This window comes from Rhodococcus baikonurensis (assembly GCF_040489275.1).
Classification (GTDB): Bacteria; Actinomycetota; Actinomycetes; order Mycobacteriales; family Mycobacteriaceae; genus Rhodococcus_F; species Rhodococcus_F baikonurensis.
The window spans coordinates 40,599-56,686 of sequence record NZ_JBEUOQ010000009.1 but is presented as its reverse complement, the minus strand read 5'-3'; the positions used below and the strand labels follow the sequence as shown (position 1 = coordinate 56,686).

Genomic DNA, 16,088 nt, shown 5'->3' with positions numbered 1-16,088 from the left:
GTTGCCCCACAATTACCGCCTTGTGCAAGGGTTGTCCGATGACCGATGGTGATCCGACAACTGAGCGTGGAGGTCCGGCATCCTGGTGGAAGGCGACTGCGATTGTCACCGCAGTGCTTGTCGCTCTCACGTGCGGCGTCATCGTGTGGTCCTTCATGCCGCCGGTTGTGTACTTTCCATTCTTTGCGCTCGCCGCCTCAGTGTTGCTCGGTTTGGGTGGAGTGTGGTTGATACTCAGCCTGATTGGTTGGATGAAGTACAAAACCTTGCGTTTGAGCACGATCGCGCCGGTGATAGTCCTCGTCACCGGCGCGCTCGTGACGTTGTCCGTCCCTTCGCATGTTGCGTTTGCACTGTCGAAAGACTCCCTCGAAGCAGTGGCCGCGGATTGCCAGAAGTCGTTGGAAAACCAAACAATTGGCGTCTACCGGGTCCTGCAGGTCTGGCCCGTCGGCAACGGGTGCCGCTTCCATATCGAGGGTGGTCTGATCGATCCGATCGGATTGGCATACTTACCGGACGGCGCACCATATCTCGGCAAGCCCCGCCATGACGGCGACATCGGCTACCAGGAGTTCGACGGCGACTGGTACTCGTTCGTTCAACGGTTCTAGCAGCGTGAAACTAGCCGACTAGCTTGACCTTCAGAAGTGCGATCGTGTCCGCAGTGAGTCCCAGACCTTCGGTGAGATAACCGTCGACGGTTCCGTAATCGCTGGCTATCTGCGCAAGTCCAGCTTCCAGGTACGACGCATCGACACCGAGGGCCGGCTCGAGATTGGTCGCCACCTGCGGGCTCAGGGCTTGAGAGATCTGCGCAAGGATCTTCTCGTTGGTCGCCTGAAGGTAGGTGTTGCTCAACAGATAGTCATCCATGATCGTCTGGGCGGGGACACCGGCAATGGACTGCAACAGCATCGCGGTCCAACCCGTGCGGTCCTTGCCTGAAGTGCAATGGAACAACTGCACCCCGTCACCAGCAGCGATGTCCGAGAGAACCTGCTTGAAGCCGGCGCGGCGCACGGGATCGGTGACAAAACTGCGGTTGGTATCGACCAAGAACTGCTTGGCCTCCTCCGGCGACTTGATCGTCGTCGCGAGCTGGGTCAGATCCTTGAACTCGATCGGAATGTTCGTGTACGTCACACCGTCCGGGAGCTTGTCCGCGCCACCGATGAACGGGTTGGAGATCTCGGTTGCACCACGCAGGTCATAGGCGTCGGCAAGTCCGAGGCCGGTGAGCGTCGCCTTGTCTGCGTCGCTGGTCGCAGTCAGCGCATTGGATCGGTAGATGACGCCGCGCTTGAGGTGTGAGCCGTCGACGGTGGCGTATCCCCTCCCGTCGTTGCCGGCGACGTCGCGAAAGTTGGCCACGGAGGCCAAGTTCGGCGTCGGCGCGAGGACAGGATCGAGCGAGCCTAGATCGACGGATCCGAGCGATCCCGTGTTCAGAGAACCCAGGTCGAGCGGGATGGCCGTGGCGGGAGCAGCAAACAACAGACCTCCGGTGACAACAAGGGCGGCGGCCTTCGCAGTGCGAGCGAACGACATTCGTGAGCGTGTGGACATGTGGCAGTACCTCTCTTTGTGGTTGGTGCGCTGTGGTTACGGTGCGACGTCACCGATTCCGGTGAACCCGTATCGCTGGTGGGGCCCAATGACTACTACCTCGAACAGGCCTGTCCCGGTGCGAGTTACGCCGTCTTCCACAAGGGTGAACCGGGCCAAATTGTCGACCGGGCACAGCATCTTCTTCCACGGTTCGATGTCCGAAACCTTTTCTCGCAGGCCTTGAACCACCAGTTCGCCCTGCCACATCCCGTGGCGCCAATCCTGCTCGAGTCCGTAGCCCGTGCCCACACCGATGTAGTTGGGCAGAATCGGTTCGCAGGTGATCTCCAGGATGTGGTCGGATTCGCCTGGTGCACCGGGGCGCCGGAAGTACAGAGTTCCGCTCTTCACCTCGCGGGTACCGGAAATGAAGGTGAGCTGGTGGTCCGGTCGACCCAACCACTCCGACTCCCGCGAGCGGTCCGCCCAGACGCGCGTCGCATCCTCCAAAATGCGGCGTCCCTGCTGATCTTCTTGAACGACCGTGACGACCGTGAAGTCACCGAATTGCATGATCGAGTAGATCCAGAAGAAGTTCTGACTGCCGGCGATCGACGGATCCGCCTTGCGTCCAGGAGGTTCCGCCTCGCCGACCGGTCGAACACCCCAGGATCGATCGCGATTACCCCGCCACGCCTCCGGGGTGACCGGGATGACGTCACCGTCGACGGTCAGGGATCCGGACCATGTTCCGGTCTGCACAAATCGTTGCGTGTCGAAGGTGACTCGTTCCAGCTGACGGTGGAAATGCCTTGCCTCGAGATTGGCGGGGCCGTCGGACTCGAAGGTGAGGTCGAAGTTCAAGTCCGGCGCTTCGGGACTCGGGTCCAACACCACCCGCAGACGGTGCAGACCCTCGATGATCTCGATCCTCAACGGGCCTACTGACAGGTCCATACGATCGTCACCCAAGGCGCGGGATGCCCGGAAGACGATATGATCGTCGCCGCGCCGAAGAACCGCAAAGCCGTCGCACACACCAAGATTGGGGTACTGACCGAGACCGATGATGAGAAACAGCGGCTCGCTGTCGCCGTCGACGCCGGCATGACAGTTGAAGTAGTAGCGGTCGTAGAAGTTTCGATCCGAGGTGCCCACGCGGCGGATGGTCTCGGCGATCTGATGTACGGGGTAGTCGTCGAGCGGGGACAGTGTCATCGTGCTTCTCCTGGTGCGACCGGGGCCGTAGCGAGCGATTCCCAATAGGTGCCGTCGAGCATGGCTTCGAGTGTCTTGTGGTGTAGGATCATCTCGTCCGGGTTGTCGGGGAATTCGGCCTGACCGAAAGCCACTGCGCGGCTTTGTACTCGGAACATGATCACCGCGTGCCGCAGCGCGGCGTAAAGGATGTAGAAATCCAGATCCGCAACCTGGTGGCCGGAAAGCGAGCCGTAGGCATCGGCCACGTCCTCACGACGCAGGAAGTCCGGCATTCCGGGGAGGCCTGCCATGGCAGCGAGATCCTCGAAGAACCTGTGCTGGAAGATCATCCAGCCGAGATCCAGCTCACGCGGCCCCAGTGCCGCCATCTCCCAGTCGAGGACCGCCGCCGGCTCGAAGTCGCGGTAGATGACGTTTCCGATCCGCGAGTCTCCCCAGCACAGCACTGCGGCACCGGCATCGGTGGGAAAGTTCGCCTCGATCCAGTCGAAACCGCGCTCGATCAACGGAGATCCTGGTCCGTCGGCGGTTGCCCACTCGTAATAGCGGCGCTGCTCCTCGAGATGCGCTCGAAGTGCTTCTGCCCCAGTCGGTTCGGCACCGAAGCCGCACAACTCGGGGAGGGCCAGGTGCGGATCGGCCATAGCGTGCAACTCCGTGAGCACCCGGACCGATGACTCCTGGAGTCGAGAACAGTCGTCCTCTGAAGCCTCCGAGAGCCAGGATCCGAACGTGTACGGCATGACGTCTGGCGGAATTTCGCCGTCGCGCCGTTCCATTACGAAGAACTCACCGCCGAGCGCGTCCGGGTTGCTCTCGGACCAGTACACCCGCGGGACCGGCACCGATGTGTGAGCCGCGACGGCGCTCATGACCCGAAACTGCTGGCCCAGGTTGTACGACGGGAAGATCGGTACCGCACTGTCGCGCGGGGCGATGCGAGCGACCAGGCGATGCTCACCTCGAACCCCGTCCTCGATCCACGTCGCGTCGAAAAGCACAGTTTCGTTGGACATGCCGTTCGCTGCCGGTATCTCGACGGAGGTCACGGAAGGTTTCGAGCCTCGCCACAACACGGTCGCGAGCCAGCCTTCGAGGCTGCGTCGCATCTCTGCCGGGTCGTTGCGGGATTCGCCAGGCCTGGCGAATTCGGCGTAGTCGGGATCTTCGCCTGAGGTTTCTGTTTCGGTTCGAAGGTTCATCACCACTCCTCGTGGTTCGGTGGCGCCGATGCGCACGTGCCGATAGTCGATACAATATGTATCGACTAAAGCCGTGACAGAATGTAACGGCCATCACAGCGATACCGCAAGGGATTTGCCCAAAATGTCCAAAGATTTTGAGACTCAGCACCGCCTGGGCCCGCAGCGAAACCCTGCAATCGACGACGCAGTACTGGACGCGACCAGGCAACTGTTGGAAGAAAAGGGGTACGCGGGCACGTCCATCGACGCCATCGCCACGCGTGCCGGAGTGGGGCGTCCGGCCATCTACCGTCGGTGGCCGTCGAAGGCACACATCGTCAACGACGCGATCTACCCGGTGCTCGACATCGAACAAGGTGCGGACATCGACACCGAACTCGGCACCGAGGGAACGATCGCGGATCAGATTCGCGCGCTTGTCCAGGGCGCGGTGGCACTATTCGCCGCTCCTGCCACGCGAGCCGCTGCACCCGGGCTCATGAGCGAGGTGCGGACGAACAGCGAGCTGCGTGAAGTTCTGGTGGTGCGGCAACTGGCCGGAGTCAGAGTCGAGCTGAACCGTCGACTGGAGGCGGCGAGGGAGCGCGGCGACATCCGAAGCGGCGTCGACGCCGACGCTCTTCTCGACATCATGGCGGGCGCGGCCATCTTTGCGATGTCGGTTCGCGACGTCTCGGACCCGGGACCGTTTGCCGATTCTCTCGCCGACATAGTGCTGAACGGCATACTCCCCGAGGCCCACTAGGCCCGAACCCTGCCGACTATCCTGTGGGGCATGACCGAGCCTGTAGCGACCGCTGACCTTGCCGACGAGATCGGACCCGACATCCGTAGCTGCGACACGCAGTTCACCCAGTTCGGTGGACGTGAAGTGTTTGCCGGTCCCATCACCACCATCAAGTGCTTCCAGGACAACCTGCTCGTGAAGCAGACCCTCAGCGAACCGGGCAACGGTGGAGTCCTCGTCGTCGACGGTGACGCGAGCATCCACACCGCCCTGGTCGGCGACATCATCGCCGGCCGCGGCGTCGACAACGGCTGGGCCGGCGTCATCGTCAACGGAGCTGTCCGCGACTCGGCGATCCTGCGCACCCTCGACATCGGCGTCAAGGCTTTGGGCACCAACCCGCGCAAGAGCACTCAGACCGGTTCGGGCGAGAAGAACGTGCCGATCGAAATCGGCGGCGTCACGTTCAACCCCGGCGAGATCGTCTACAGCGACCAGGACGGCGTCGTCGTTCGCGAAAGCTAGTCGGAAGTCGCGGGATCAGGCGGGGGCTTCCACTTTGGCGGCCATCCCGCCGATCTCGACGACATCGCCGTCACGAAGCTGACGGCCACGACGATCTTCGACCTCACCGTTGACCGACACCATGCCGTCGGCGATCACTTCCTTGGCCTCCGCGCCCGATTCGATGAGGTTCGCGAGCTTCAGAAACTGACCGAGCCGAATCATTTCGTCGCGGATGGGTACTGCTGGAATGTTGTCGGTCATGTCAATCATCTTCCTCCTCCCACAAAACTGGACACGACAGACCACACTTAGCGTGAGGATCTGATCGACCGGTAGGAGAGGAAGCTCGATGGCACCATTGACCGAGGTATCGGACACCACTGCAGAGTTGGTGGAATCGCCACCCGAAAATCCGCGCCAGGCGCGTCGATTCCGCAAAGGGCGGTTCAGCCAGGTTCCCCATATCTCGGGACTGATCCTCGGAGTCTTCTCCGTACTGGTGTTCCTGTGGAGCATCTCGCCGGTACTGCGGCACATCCTCCGCGTCCCACGCGAATACATCGACAGCTACTACTTCGACGCACCGGATACGAGCCTGTCGTGGGCGCTCGTCGTCGCCTTGCTCGCCGCCGCCCTCGCGAGCCGCAAGCGCATCGCCTGGTGGCTGTTGACGATCTACCTGTCGCTGATCACCCTCACCAACATCGCCTCCGCGATCGTCGACAAGAACCCGAACAACGCCGTCGCCGTTGTCGTTCTGCTTGTCGTGATCGGAATCCTCATCGCGGCGAGGCCCGAGTTCTACACACGCGTACGACGCGGCGCCGGTTGGAAAGCGCTCGGCGTTCTGATCGGCGGCATGGCCGTCGCGACCGTGATCGGTTGGGGCCTTGTCGAACTCTTCCCAGGTGACCTACCGCAGAACCAACGATTCCTCTGGGCCTTGAACCGCGTCACCGCAGCCGCTTCGGTCGACAACGAGGTGTTCGACGGCCACCCGCGCGTCTTCGTCAACACGGTCCTCGGTCTGCTCGGCGCCATCGCGCTACTCGCCGCGGTCATGACGCTCTTCCGCGCGCAACGCTCCAACAACGCCCTCACCGGAAACGACGAGTCCGCGATCCGCGGGTTGATCCAGAACTTCGGTGCAGACGACTCCCTCGCTTACTTCGCCACCCGCCGCGACAAGGCCGTCATCTTCGCGCCGAGCGGCAAGGCAGCGATCACGTACCGCGTCGAGATCGGCGTCTGCCTCGCCAGTGGTGATCCCATCGGCGATCCCGAAGCGTGGCCGCACGCCATCGAAGCGTGGCAGGGGCTCGCGTCGCAGTACGGCTGGGCGACGGCCGTCATGGGCGCCAGCGAAACCGGGGCGACGGCGTACAAGAAGGCAGGCTTGAGCGTCCTGCAACTCGGCGACGAAGCGATCCTGCGCACGCGCGAGTTCAACCTCAACGGACGCGACATGCGCCCGGTGCGTCAGGCCGTCACCCGCGTGCGGCGCCACGGCGTCACCGTCCGGATGCGACGCCATCGCGACATCCCGCCCGAGGACATGGCGGCCGTCATCATCCGCGCCGACGACTGGCGCGACACCGACACCGAGCGCGGCTTCTCCATGGCACTCGGCCGACTGGGCGATCACCTCGACGGCGACTGCCTCCTCGTCGAAGCCGTCATGGGTGAAGGCACCGAGGACGAAAGCGTCGTCGGCATGCTTTCGCTCGTGCCGTGGGGACCGAACGGCGTTTCGCTCGACCTGATGCGTCGCAAGCCGACGGCGCCCAACGGTGTCGTCGAATTGATGGTCTCGGAGTTGGCCACACGTTCGGACGAGATCGGCGTCGTGCGGGTCTCACTCAACTTCGCCGTGTTCCGCTCGGTGTTCGAGGAAGGTTCTCGCATCGGCGCCGGCCCGATCCTCCGCATCTGGCGCTCGGTGCTCGTCTTCTTCTCGCGCTGGTGGCAACTCGAAGCGCTCTACCGCTCGAACGTGAAGTACCAGCCGGATTGGGAGCCGCGCTTCCTCTGCTTCGAGGACAACCGTGAGCTGCCGCGCGTCGGATTCGCGTCGGCCATCGCCGAAGGCTTCGTGGTGCTGCCCAGTTTCGGGCGCAAGTCGAGCCAGGTCGTCAAGCACACCGGAACGCATGCGGCGGTGCCTGCAGCTCTGGTGACGTCCGAAGGGTTGCATGCTGACGGCAGCCCACCGGACTCGGCGCCGTCGTTCACGACCAACGGTCCGCGACGCCCCGAGCAGGTTCGGGTGCGTATGAACAAGCTCGCGCAACTCGCCGACGAAGGGATCGCCGCCTACCCCGTCGCCTATCCGCCGACCCACACGATCGCTGCCGCAGCGAAGTCGCCGGAGGGCACCCGCGTACGCATCGCGGGACGCCTGCTGAGGGTTCGCGACTACGGCGGAGTCGTGTTCACGGACGTGCGCGACTGGTCCGGCGACATCCAGGTTCTGGTCGACCAGGACAACGTCGGCCGGGAGAAGCTGGCGGAGTTCGCCGCCGAGTTCGATCTCGGTGACCTGATCGAGGTCAGCGGAACCATCGGGCGCAGCCGCAAGGGCGAGCTGTCGCTCATCGCCGTCGAGTGGCGCATGAACGGCAAGTGCCTGCACCCGTTGCCCGACAAGTGGAAGGGCCTCTCGGATCCCGAGACTCGCGTCCGCCAGCGGTACCTCGACATCGCCCTCAACCCGAAGGCCCGCGAACTGCTCGAGGCCCGAAGCGCCGTCGTGAAGTCGCTGCGCGATTCACTCGGTGGTCGCGGATACCTCGAAGTCGAGACCCCGATTCTGCAGCAGGTGCACGGCGGAGCGAATGCCGCTCCGTTCCTGACACACATCAACGCGTACAACCTGGACCTCTATCTCCGCATCGCACCCGAGCTGTACCTGAAGCGCTTGTGCGTCGCAGGTATGGAGAAGGTGTTCGAGATCGGCCGCGTGTTCCGCAACGAGGGCGTCGACTTCAAACACAACCCCGAGTTCACGATCCTCGAGGCCTACGAAGCCCACAGCGATTACGAGGGCATGATGCGGATGTGCCGCGAGCTGATCCAGGCGGCGGCCGTCGCAGCCTTCGGTCGCGAGATCATCATGCGACCCGGCCCGGACGGCGAACTGGTCGAGGTCGACATCTCCGGCGAATGGCCGGTGAAGACGATGCACGGCGCCGTCGCCGAAAAACTTGGTGTCGACGTCTCCCCCGAGACAAGTCTCGAAGACCTGCAGAAGCTGTGCGACGCCAACGAGATCCCGTACCAGTCCAGCTGGGACACCGGTGCCATCGCGCAGGAAATGTACGAGCACCTGGTCGAGGACTACACCGAGTTCCCGACGTTCTACACCAACTTCCCCACCTCGATGTCGCCGCTCACCCGGCCGCATCGCAGCATCCCCGGCGTCGCCGAGAAGTGGGACCTGGTGGCGTGGGGCGTCGAACTCGGCACCGCGTACAGCGAGCTGACCGACCCGGTGGATCAGCGCAACCGGCTCACCGAGCAGTCGATGCTCGCGGCGGGCGGCGACCCCGAGGCGATGGAGTTGGACGAGGACTTCCTCCAAGCCCTCGAACACGCGATGCCGCCGACGGGTGGTCTCGGGATGGGCGTCGACCGAATCGTCATGCTGATCACGGGTGGCAGCATCCGCGAGACACTGGCCTTCCCCCTCGCGAAACCGCGTCAGTAGTCCGGATTCTCGCGTGCCGGAATTGTTCCACGTGAAACCACCGGGCGAGATCCTGCAGGTCGGCGAGAGCCGACTGCACGTTCTCGCCGAGGGCGACGGCCCCGTCGTCGTCCTGTGCGGCGGGCTGGCGGGCAACTGGTTCGACTGGGATGACTGCGCACGTCATCTTCAGTCGGACCACACCGTCGTCCGCTTCGATCGACCGGGCTTCGGGCTCAGCGAACCGTCGTCCGACGTGCCGACCGTCCGCGGCGAAGCTCAGCGGATCCGCGACGTGCTCGACACTCTGGGATTGAGTGGTCCGGCCGTGGTGGTCGGCCACTCCATCGCCGGCTTCTACGTCGAAGGCTTCGCCCGCTTGTTCCCGGACCGGGCAGCGGGCATGCTGCTTCTCGATTCGAGCGCCGAGAAAGAGCCGAAACGTCTCTTCCCCCGCGACCTTCTCCTGATCGCCTCCTGGGCTGCCGCGGCCTCCTTCAGCACAACCGGACTTCAACGCCTCCTCGGCACCACGACGCGCAAAATCCTCAACCAGTCCGTGCCGCCGAGCGGCTCGTCCGAAGCCACCCTCGAATGGGTCCGGAAGATCTACCGCGAACCGCACTACCTCGAAGCGGCGATGATCGAATACGTCGCGTACACCGATATGGCGCTGGAGCTCACCGCTTTACGACGGTCGAGCAAGCACCCCTTGCCCGACATCGACCTCAGCGTCGTTGCCGCTCACACGGGCCACACCACTCCCTGGTCCATCGCGTGGATGGCAAAGCAGCAGAAACTCGCCACCTACCTCGGCGGGAGCTTTCACGTCCTGCGCCCGGCGCATCACCACGCGATGATCGATCAGCCCGAGGAGTTGGCGAACTTGATTCGGCGTCTCACGCAGTCGAACCGTCGGGATGACACTTAAAGTTACAACTCGGACAGTAGCCGGATCATTGCTAGTCTCGGACAGCTTCTGCTTTCTACGACAGGCTGACCATGGACCGTTCGACACGTCGGGTGCGCTCGTGCCTGATTTTCGTGGCGATCCTCGTTGTCGCCTTGGCGGGCATCGCCGCCCGTCCGCCCGGGTTTCTCTCGACCTTCTGGCCCGCCAACGCGATCCTTCTGGGCATTCTCCTTCGTAACCCTCGCTCGTTCGCGCCGATCGGGCTGGCTGTCGGCGGCGCCGCGCTGATGACAGCGGATCTTGCGACCGGAAGCCCCGTGCAGCGGGCCTTCGAACTGAATGCGATCAACCTGGTCGGAGTCACGACGGGATTGATCGCCGCGAACTTGCTCGGCTGCTTTCCACAGCGAGTGTCCGAAGCGAAATACACCACCAGAATCTTTCTCGTTTCGGTTCTGGCATCTCTGACGGCCGGGTCCGCCAGCGCACTCCGCACTCAACTCCACGAAGGAAGCGGTGCGGCAACCGAATTGGTGGGGTGGTTCTTCGCCGACCTGTGTACGTATCTGATCGTGCTGCCGATCGTTCTTTCGGCACCGACGCTCGAACACATTCTTCGCACTCTCGGGCCCTCGGTACGTCAAAGCCTCCGGCTCAGGCGGCTCGCACAGATCCTCGCGCCGCTGGCCGCACTCCTGGTCTGTCTGCCGCTCGCGTTGGAGGTGCAGGGCGCCCTCGCGTTGCTGCTTCCGATGCCGGCGCTCCTGTGGTGCGCGATGCGCGTCTCGCTGTTCAGCACCTCGCTCCTGGCAGCCGGATGGAGTGCGTGGGCGCTGGTCATGGCGGGCAAGGGGCGCCTGGCATTGGCAGATCCGGTTCACCTGCTGAGCGAAGGCGTGACCACCAGAATCTCCGTCATCTTGATGGCACTCTCCCCCATCGCCGTAGCCGTCGCCACGGGAGCGCAGCGGCGCGCTGAGCGCGAACTCCAACGCATCGCCGAATGCGACGCCCTGACCGGAACACTGAGTCGGCACGCGTTCTTGACCCGGTCGCAGGAACTCCTCGACACCCAGCACACAGCGCAACGATCGATCGCCGTCATGATGCTCGATCTCGACCACTTCAAATCGATCAACGACAACCTCGGCCACCTCACCGGCGATTCAGTCCTCGAACAATTCGGAAACACCCTCCTCGCCACCACCGAAGGGCTCGGGCTCTCCGGCCGCCTGGGCGGTGAGGAGTTTGCCGTCGCGATGGCCGATTGCACCTTCGAGGAAGCCATCCAGCTCGCGGAGCGTATCCGGCAGACCCAGGAGACCCACGCCCGTTCCATTCGCGGCTTCGCGGGGACGGTCAGTATCGGCGTCGCCTGGGTAGACCGGGCGATGCCGGGGATGGAGACCTTGCTCGACATCGCCGACAACGCGATGTACCAGGCGAAACGCGAAGGCCGAAACCTCGTGGTGGCGTTCGATCTCTACATGGCAAGGTGACGTGGGTGCAACTACTCCTGATCCGACACGCGCTCCCCGAACTGGCCGAGGTCACCGAAGGCCGCGCCGATCCCTCGCTCACCGACGAAGGCCGTGCCCAGGCACTTCGGCTGCCCGCAGCACTGGCGCCGTACCGGATCACCGGACTGTTCAGCAGCCCGCAGAAGCGTGCGCTCGAGACCGCGGCCCCGGTAGCGCAGGTATTGGAACTTCCGGTCACCCAGCTCGAAGGTCTGGCGGAATACGACTACGAGCAGCCCCACTACATCCCGATGCACGAGGTCTTGGAACGCGCACCGGAAACGTATGCGCGCATCAAAGCCGGCTGGCTACCCGAGTCGGTGGACGCCGACGCTTTTCGCGAGCGAGTACTCGGCGCGATCGACGACGTGGTCGCGGCGACCGACAACGACGCCACCGTGGCGATCTTCTGCCACGGCGGCGTCGTCAACATCGTTCTGCAGGAACTGCTCGGGCTGGAGCGTCCGTTGACCTTCCCGATCGAGTACGTCTCCGTCACTCGAATTCTTGTTTCCCGGAATGGAAGCCGAAGGGTCGGGTCGATCAACGAAACCGGTCACGTGCGAAACATGTTGCGCGTCTAGCTCAACTCACACGTTGTGGCACGCCACCTGGTGTCCACCCTCGACGAGACGAAGTTCGGGAACTTCCTCCGCGCAGAGATCGGTGGCCAGCGGGCACCGCGTGCGGAACCGGCAGCCACTGGGCGGATTGAGCGGCGACGGCAGTTCGATGACCTTCTGCTCGACGTTCTGCGCCGCCGTGACGGTGGCGTCAGGATCGGGAATGGACGACAGCAGTAGCTGCGTGTACGGGTGCAACGCACGGTTCTGCATGTCTTCCGCCGGAACGATTTCGCAGACCCGGCCCAAGTACATGATCATCACGCGGTCGCTGATGTTCTTCACGACGGCCATGTTGTGCGCAATGAACAGCAGCGACAGCCCGTGACGCTTCTTCGCGTCCTCGAGCAGGTTCAGAATCTGCGCCTGCACGGAGACGTCGAGGCTCGAGACCGGCTCGTCACAGATCAAGACCTTGGGGTCGAGCATCAATGCGCGGGCGATGCACACGCGCTGGCACTGTCCACCCGAGAGCTCGCGCGGGGTCCGGTCCCACACCATGTCCGGGTCCAACCCGACCTCGGCAAGAACCTCGCGCGCCCGAGCTTCGATGGCGGCCTTGTCTTTTCCGCCCCAGATCGACGGACCCTCGGTGATGAGAGCCTTGACCTTGCGTCGCGGGTTCAGCGAGGAGATCGGGTCCTGGAAGATCATCTGCAGCTGAGTGCGGCTGCGACGCAATTCCTCCGCGCCCAGTGCCGTCATTTCCGTCTCACCCAGGCGAATGGAACCCGACGTCGGTGAGGGCAGCTGCATGATCGCCCGGCCCGCCGTGGACTTGCCACAGCCGGATTCACCGACCACGCCCAAGGTTTCACCCGGAGCGACGGTGAAGCTGATCCCGGACACCGCGTGAACGGTCTGCCCTTTGCCGACGTTGAATTCGACGACCAGGTCCTCGACCGTCAGGGCCGCGTCCACCGTCTCTGGCTTTCTGGTATCGGTTGCTGCAGTCATCAGACCATCTCCTTCACCGCGAGCGAGAGGCCCGCTGCGGTAGTACCGGCCTTCTCGTTGGCGACCAATGCCGTTGTGCCTTCCGGGGTATCGACCGGGTAGTGGCACGCGAACGTGTGGCTTTCGGTTGTGTTGTCTCCCGGACCGCCGGGAGCCAGAGCCGGGTCGCCGGTCAGACAGTCGTCCTGGGCGTAACGGCAACGGGCAGCGAAGCGGCAGCCGGTGATCGGCTTCGTCATGTCCGGGAGCCCACCCGGGATTGTCTGCAGCACTGTGTGCGTCGGCGATTCGAGTCGCGGAATCGCGGCCATCAGCGCTTCGGTGTACGGGTGACGCGGACGAGTGAACAGCTCTTCGGTTGCCGACGTCTCCACGACGGAACCGGCGTACATGACCGCGACGCGATCCGATCGACCCGACACCACACCGAGGTCGTGACTGATCAGGATGACGGCCATGTTGAGCTTGTCGTTGAGCGAGGCGAGCAGATCGAGGATCTGCTTCTGCACGGTCACGTCGAGGGCGGTGGTCGGCTCGTCGGCGATCAGCAGTTTCGGCTCGCAGGCCAGGGCCATCGCGATGACGACGCGCTGTCGCATACCGCCAGACAGTTCGTGCGGGTACTGATCGAGCCGACGCTTCGGCTCGGGGATACCCACCATCGACAGGAGTTCCGCAGCGCGATCGCGGGCCGCGTCCTTCTTCAGTCCCAGGTGGAACTTCAAGGATTCGGTGATGTGGGTACCGATGCGCTTGAACGGATTGAGCGAGGTCATCGGATCCTGGAAGACCATGGCGATCTCCGGCCCCCAGAAATGCTTCATCTCCGACTTCTTCATGGTCGACATGTCGCGGCCGGCAAACGTCACCGTTCCGGTGATGTCGAGAGCCGGACCCTTCTGGAGCAATCCCATGATGGTGCGTCCGAGAACCGACTTGCCGGAACCGGATTCACCGACGATGCCGAGAGTCTCGCCGGCGGAGACCTGGATCGAGACGCCGTCGACTGCTCGCAACTGGCCACGGGGAGTGGCGAATACGGTTCTGATGTTGTCCGCCTGCAGCAGCGGAACGCCGTGCTGAGCTGAAGTGGTCACAGCTTACTCCGATACTTCTCGCCGATGAGGTTGAAGGAGAACACCGTCAGGAAGAGGAAGACGCCTGGTACCAGAACGATGAACGGATGCTTCTCCACGATCCCGCCCTGACCTTCCGCAATCATGTTGCCCCACGTCGGATCAGGTTGTGCGATACCGAGTCCGAGGAAGCTGAGTGACGCTTCCGCGACGATCAGGCCGGAGACGGCCACCAGGCCGAGCGCGGCGACGGGGACGAGGACGTTGGGAACCAGCTCGCGCCAGATGACGCGCCATTTGGTGGCACCCATGGCCCTCGCGGCAAGCACGAACTCCCGTTGGGCGACGACGATGGTGTTGGCCCTGGCGATTCGAACCATGCTGGGAATGCAGAGAATCGAGAGTGCAAGGGTGATGTTGCGCAGGTTCGACGTGAGCACCGCCGCCAGTGCGATCAACAGCACCAGAGAAGGGATGGCCAGCAGCGAGTTGGTCAGGATTCCGACGACTGCGTCGACCTTGCCGCGGAAGTAACCGGCCATGACGCCGATGGTTCCGCCGATGATCATGCCGATCAGTACGGCGCAGATGGCCACGGTCAAGGATGCTCGAGCACCGAACAAAGCCCGGGCAAGCAGATCGAGACCGAAGTTGTTGGTACCCAACGGGTGATTTGACAACAGGCTCGGCGAGGCGAAGCCCGGCTCGGCCAAGGTCTTGACCGTGTCCTTGTACTCACCGAGCGGCAGCAGCGGTGCGAAGATCGCGGCCAGGATCAGTGCGACCAGCCAGATGCACGCCAGCCAGTACGAGAGATCGAACTGACTGCCCCACTTGGACGTACCGAGTTTGCCGAGACCTTTGAAGAGGAAAACCAGGGCAACGAGCGCGAGCACGATGCGGACGGTCATCATGATAGCCGAACCGAAGAGTGCGGTGCCGAGCAGCGCAACGCCGACCACCGTGAGAATCGATCCGATCAGGACCAGATTCTTGGGCTGTTCCAACGTCTCGACGGGACCGGGAGCCAGCAGGACTGTCTGCTGCCGGTATGTCATCACCTCGGACGGGGCCGGCGACGGGGCCGCTCCGTCTGGCGTCACTTCAGACATGGACACGACGACTCCTCGGGTCAAGATAGGTGTACAGAACATCGATCGCGCTGTTGACGAGGACGTAGATGACTGCGATCACGACCACCGCGCCCAGCAGCATCGGTGAATCACCCTGCTGCGCTGCGCGGACGATGAGCGTGCCCATTCCGGGCAGCGAGAACAGCGTCTCGACGATCACGGTGCTGCCGATCATGCCGCCGAGAGCCAGACCCATCATCGTGATGAGCGAGAACGACGACGGGCGAAGCGCGTCACTGAAAAGCACTCGCAGCGTGGGCATTCCCTTGGCCTTCGACGCGAGGATGTAATCCTCACGGAGCGTCGTCACCAGGTCGGAGCGGAGAACGCGAGTGAACATCGCCATCTCGAGGAGGCTGATGGTGATCGCGGGAAGTATTGCGTGTGAGAGGTTTCCGGAGAGGCTGTCTCCGATGCGCACCCACTGTGATCGGGGGAACCAGCCGAGCCAGTTGACGGTGACCATGATCAGCAGCAGACCGGCGAGGAAGCTCGGGACGGACAGAACACCGAACGTCGCGGCGCTGATGACGCGGTCGATGACGCCACCCTCGTGGTGCGCCGACCAGAGTGCGAGCGGAACTGCGACGACGAGGGCGATGACCAGACCCATCACTGCCAACTGAACGCTGACGGGGAGAGCGGAACTGATCGCGGTGAGGACGTCCTGCTGCGGGGGAACGAGCGAGTTGCCGAGGTCGCCCTGGAGAGCGCTGGTCAGCCAGTCCCAATAGCGAACCAGGAGTGGGTCGTTGAGCCCGAGCTGCTGGCGAACTTCCTCGTACTCGGCGGGCGTTCGGCCTTCCCCGAGAACGGAGACAGCGGGATCGCCGGGGATCAGTGATGCCAGCACGAAGGTTCCGAAGCTGACGATCAGGATCACAATGACGAGCTGGCCCAATTTCTTACCTATTGCGCCGATGTTCATCGATTTCGTCTCCTTCGGACAGCGAGCTCGCAATACACAGCA

General features: G+C 63.4%; 15 protein-coding genes. 7 read left to right on the top strand and 8 right to left on the bottom strand.

Translation table 11 applies throughout. The features are described from left to right. Positions 1–38: 38 nt before the first annotated feature. Positions 39–614 carry a hypothetical protein gene (locus ABWI03_RS20820; RefSeq protein ID WP_298774647.1) on the top strand — a complete coding sequence of 192 codons (576 nt, stop codon included), beginning with the start codon at positions 39–41 and terminating at the stop codon, positions 612–614. Positions 615–624: 10 nt separating this feature from the next. On the opposite strand, the gene ABWI03_RS20815 is transcribed toward ABWI03_RS20820, so the two are convergent. The 3 genes from ABWI03_RS20815 to ABWI03_RS20805 are packed head-to-tail and all read right to left on the bottom strand — an operon-like array spanning position 625 to position 3,974. After that, on the bottom strand, positions 625–1,569 hold the full coding sequence (locus tag ABWI03_RS20815; RefSeq protein ID WP_124566944.1) for a tyrosine-protein phosphatase: 945 nt from the start codon (positions 1,567–1,569) through the stop codon (positions 625–627). 36 nt (positions 1,570–1,605) lie between these two features. Beyond that, positions 1,606–2,769, bottom strand: coding sequence for an Rv3169 family protein (locus tag ABWI03_RS20810; protein WP_298774651.1), 1,164 nt, complete (start codon positions 2,767–2,769; stop codon positions 1,606–1,608). Then, positions 2,766–3,974 carry a phosphotransferase family protein gene (locus ABWI03_RS20805; protein WP_298774653.1) on the bottom strand — a complete coding sequence of 403 codons (1,209 nt, stop codon included), beginning with the start codon at positions 3,972–3,974 and terminating at the stop codon, positions 2,766–2,768. Before ABWI03_RS20805 ends, ABWI03_RS20810 begins: the two co-directional genes overlap by 4 nt. Before the next feature lie 124 nt (positions 3,975–4,098). Here ABWI03_RS20805 and ABWI03_RS20800 point away from each other — a divergent pair, with 124 nt between their 5' ends. Both ABWI03_RS20800 and rraA read left to right on the top strand, forming a co-directional pair. Further along, the gene (locus ABWI03_RS20800) at positions 4,099–4,722 is read left to right on the top strand and encodes a TetR/AcrR family transcriptional regulator (protein ID WP_095969366.1); all 624 of its coding nucleotides are present in this window, start codon (positions 4,099–4,101) and stop codon (positions 4,720–4,722) included. Between the two features lie 30 nt (positions 4,723–4,752). Beyond that, positions 4,753–5,229: a ribonuclease E activity regulator RraA gene (gene rraA / locus ABWI03_RS20795; protein WP_003943552.1), complete on the top strand. Its 477-nt coding sequence runs from the start codon at positions 4,753–4,755 to the stop codon at positions 5,227–5,229. Positions 5,230–5,244: 15 nt separating this feature from the next. Here rraA and ABWI03_RS20790 read toward each other — a convergent pair whose 3' ends face one another. Then, positions 5,245–5,472: an RNA-binding S4 domain-containing protein gene (locus tag ABWI03_RS20790; RefSeq protein WP_003943569.1), complete on the bottom strand. Its 228-nt coding sequence runs from the start codon at positions 5,470–5,472 to the stop codon at positions 5,245–5,247. Between the two features lie 88 nt (positions 5,473–5,560). Here ABWI03_RS20790 and lysX point away from each other — a divergent pair, with 88 nt between their 5' ends. From lysX to ABWI03_RS20770, 4 genes are all read left to right on the top strand, one after another. Beyond that, complete coding sequence (gene lysX, locus ABWI03_RS20785) at positions 5,561–8,917, top strand: bifunctional lysylphosphatidylglycerol synthetase/lysine--tRNA ligase LysX (protein WP_124566952.1); 3,357 nt, start codon at positions 5,561–5,563, stop codon at positions 8,915–8,917. A gap of 13 nt (positions 8,918–8,930) precedes the next feature. Continuing rightward, positions 8,931–9,827 (top strand): alpha/beta fold hydrolase, encoded by an 897-nt coding sequence (locus ABWI03_RS20780; RefSeq protein ID WP_298774659.1) that lies wholly within the window; start codon positions 8,931–8,933, stop codon positions 9,825–9,827. Between the two features lie 71 nt (positions 9,828–9,898). Beyond that, positions 9,899–11,308, top strand: coding sequence for a GGDEF domain-containing protein (locus ABWI03_RS20775; protein WP_298774661.1), 1,410 nt, complete (start codon positions 9,899–9,901; stop codon positions 11,306–11,308). A 5-nt stretch (positions 11,309–11,313) separates the two neighbouring features. After that, positions 11,314–11,913 carry a histidine phosphatase family protein gene (locus ABWI03_RS20770; protein ID WP_095969672.1) on the top strand — a complete coding sequence of 200 codons (600 nt, stop codon included), beginning with the start codon at positions 11,314–11,316 and terminating at the stop codon, positions 11,911–11,913. 6 nt (positions 11,914–11,919) lie between these two features. Here the strand turns inward: ABWI03_RS20770 and ABWI03_RS20765 are convergent, their stop codons facing one another. Genes ABWI03_RS20765 through ABWI03_RS20750 form a run of 4 tightly spaced genes read right to left on the bottom strand, consistent with a single transcriptional unit; the run spans position 11,920 to position 16,046 of the window. Next, positions 11,920–12,909 (bottom strand): ABC transporter ATP-binding protein, encoded by a 990-nt coding sequence (locus ABWI03_RS20765; RefSeq protein ID WP_095969359.1) that lies wholly within the window; start codon positions 12,907–12,909, stop codon positions 11,920–11,922. Then, positions 12,909–14,006: an ABC transporter ATP-binding protein gene (locus ABWI03_RS20760; protein ID WP_298774665.1), complete on the bottom strand. Its 1,098-nt coding sequence runs from the start codon at positions 14,004–14,006 to the stop codon at positions 12,909–12,911. Before ABWI03_RS20760 ends, ABWI03_RS20765 begins: the two co-directional genes overlap by 1 nt. Then, complete coding sequence (locus ABWI03_RS20755; protein WP_298774942.1) at positions 14,003–15,097, bottom strand: ABC transporter permease; 1,095 nt, start codon at positions 15,095–15,097, stop codon at positions 14,003–14,005. The genes ABWI03_RS20760 and ABWI03_RS20755 overlap by 4 nt, the downstream gene beginning before the upstream one ends. Continuing rightward, on the bottom strand, positions 15,090–16,046 hold the full coding sequence (locus ABWI03_RS20750; RefSeq protein ID WP_003943571.1) for an ABC transporter permease: 957 nt from the start codon (positions 16,044–16,046) through the stop codon (positions 15,090–15,092). The genes ABWI03_RS20755 and ABWI03_RS20750 overlap by 8 nt, the downstream gene beginning before the upstream one ends. Between the last annotated feature and the right edge of the window lie 42 nt (positions 16,047–16,088).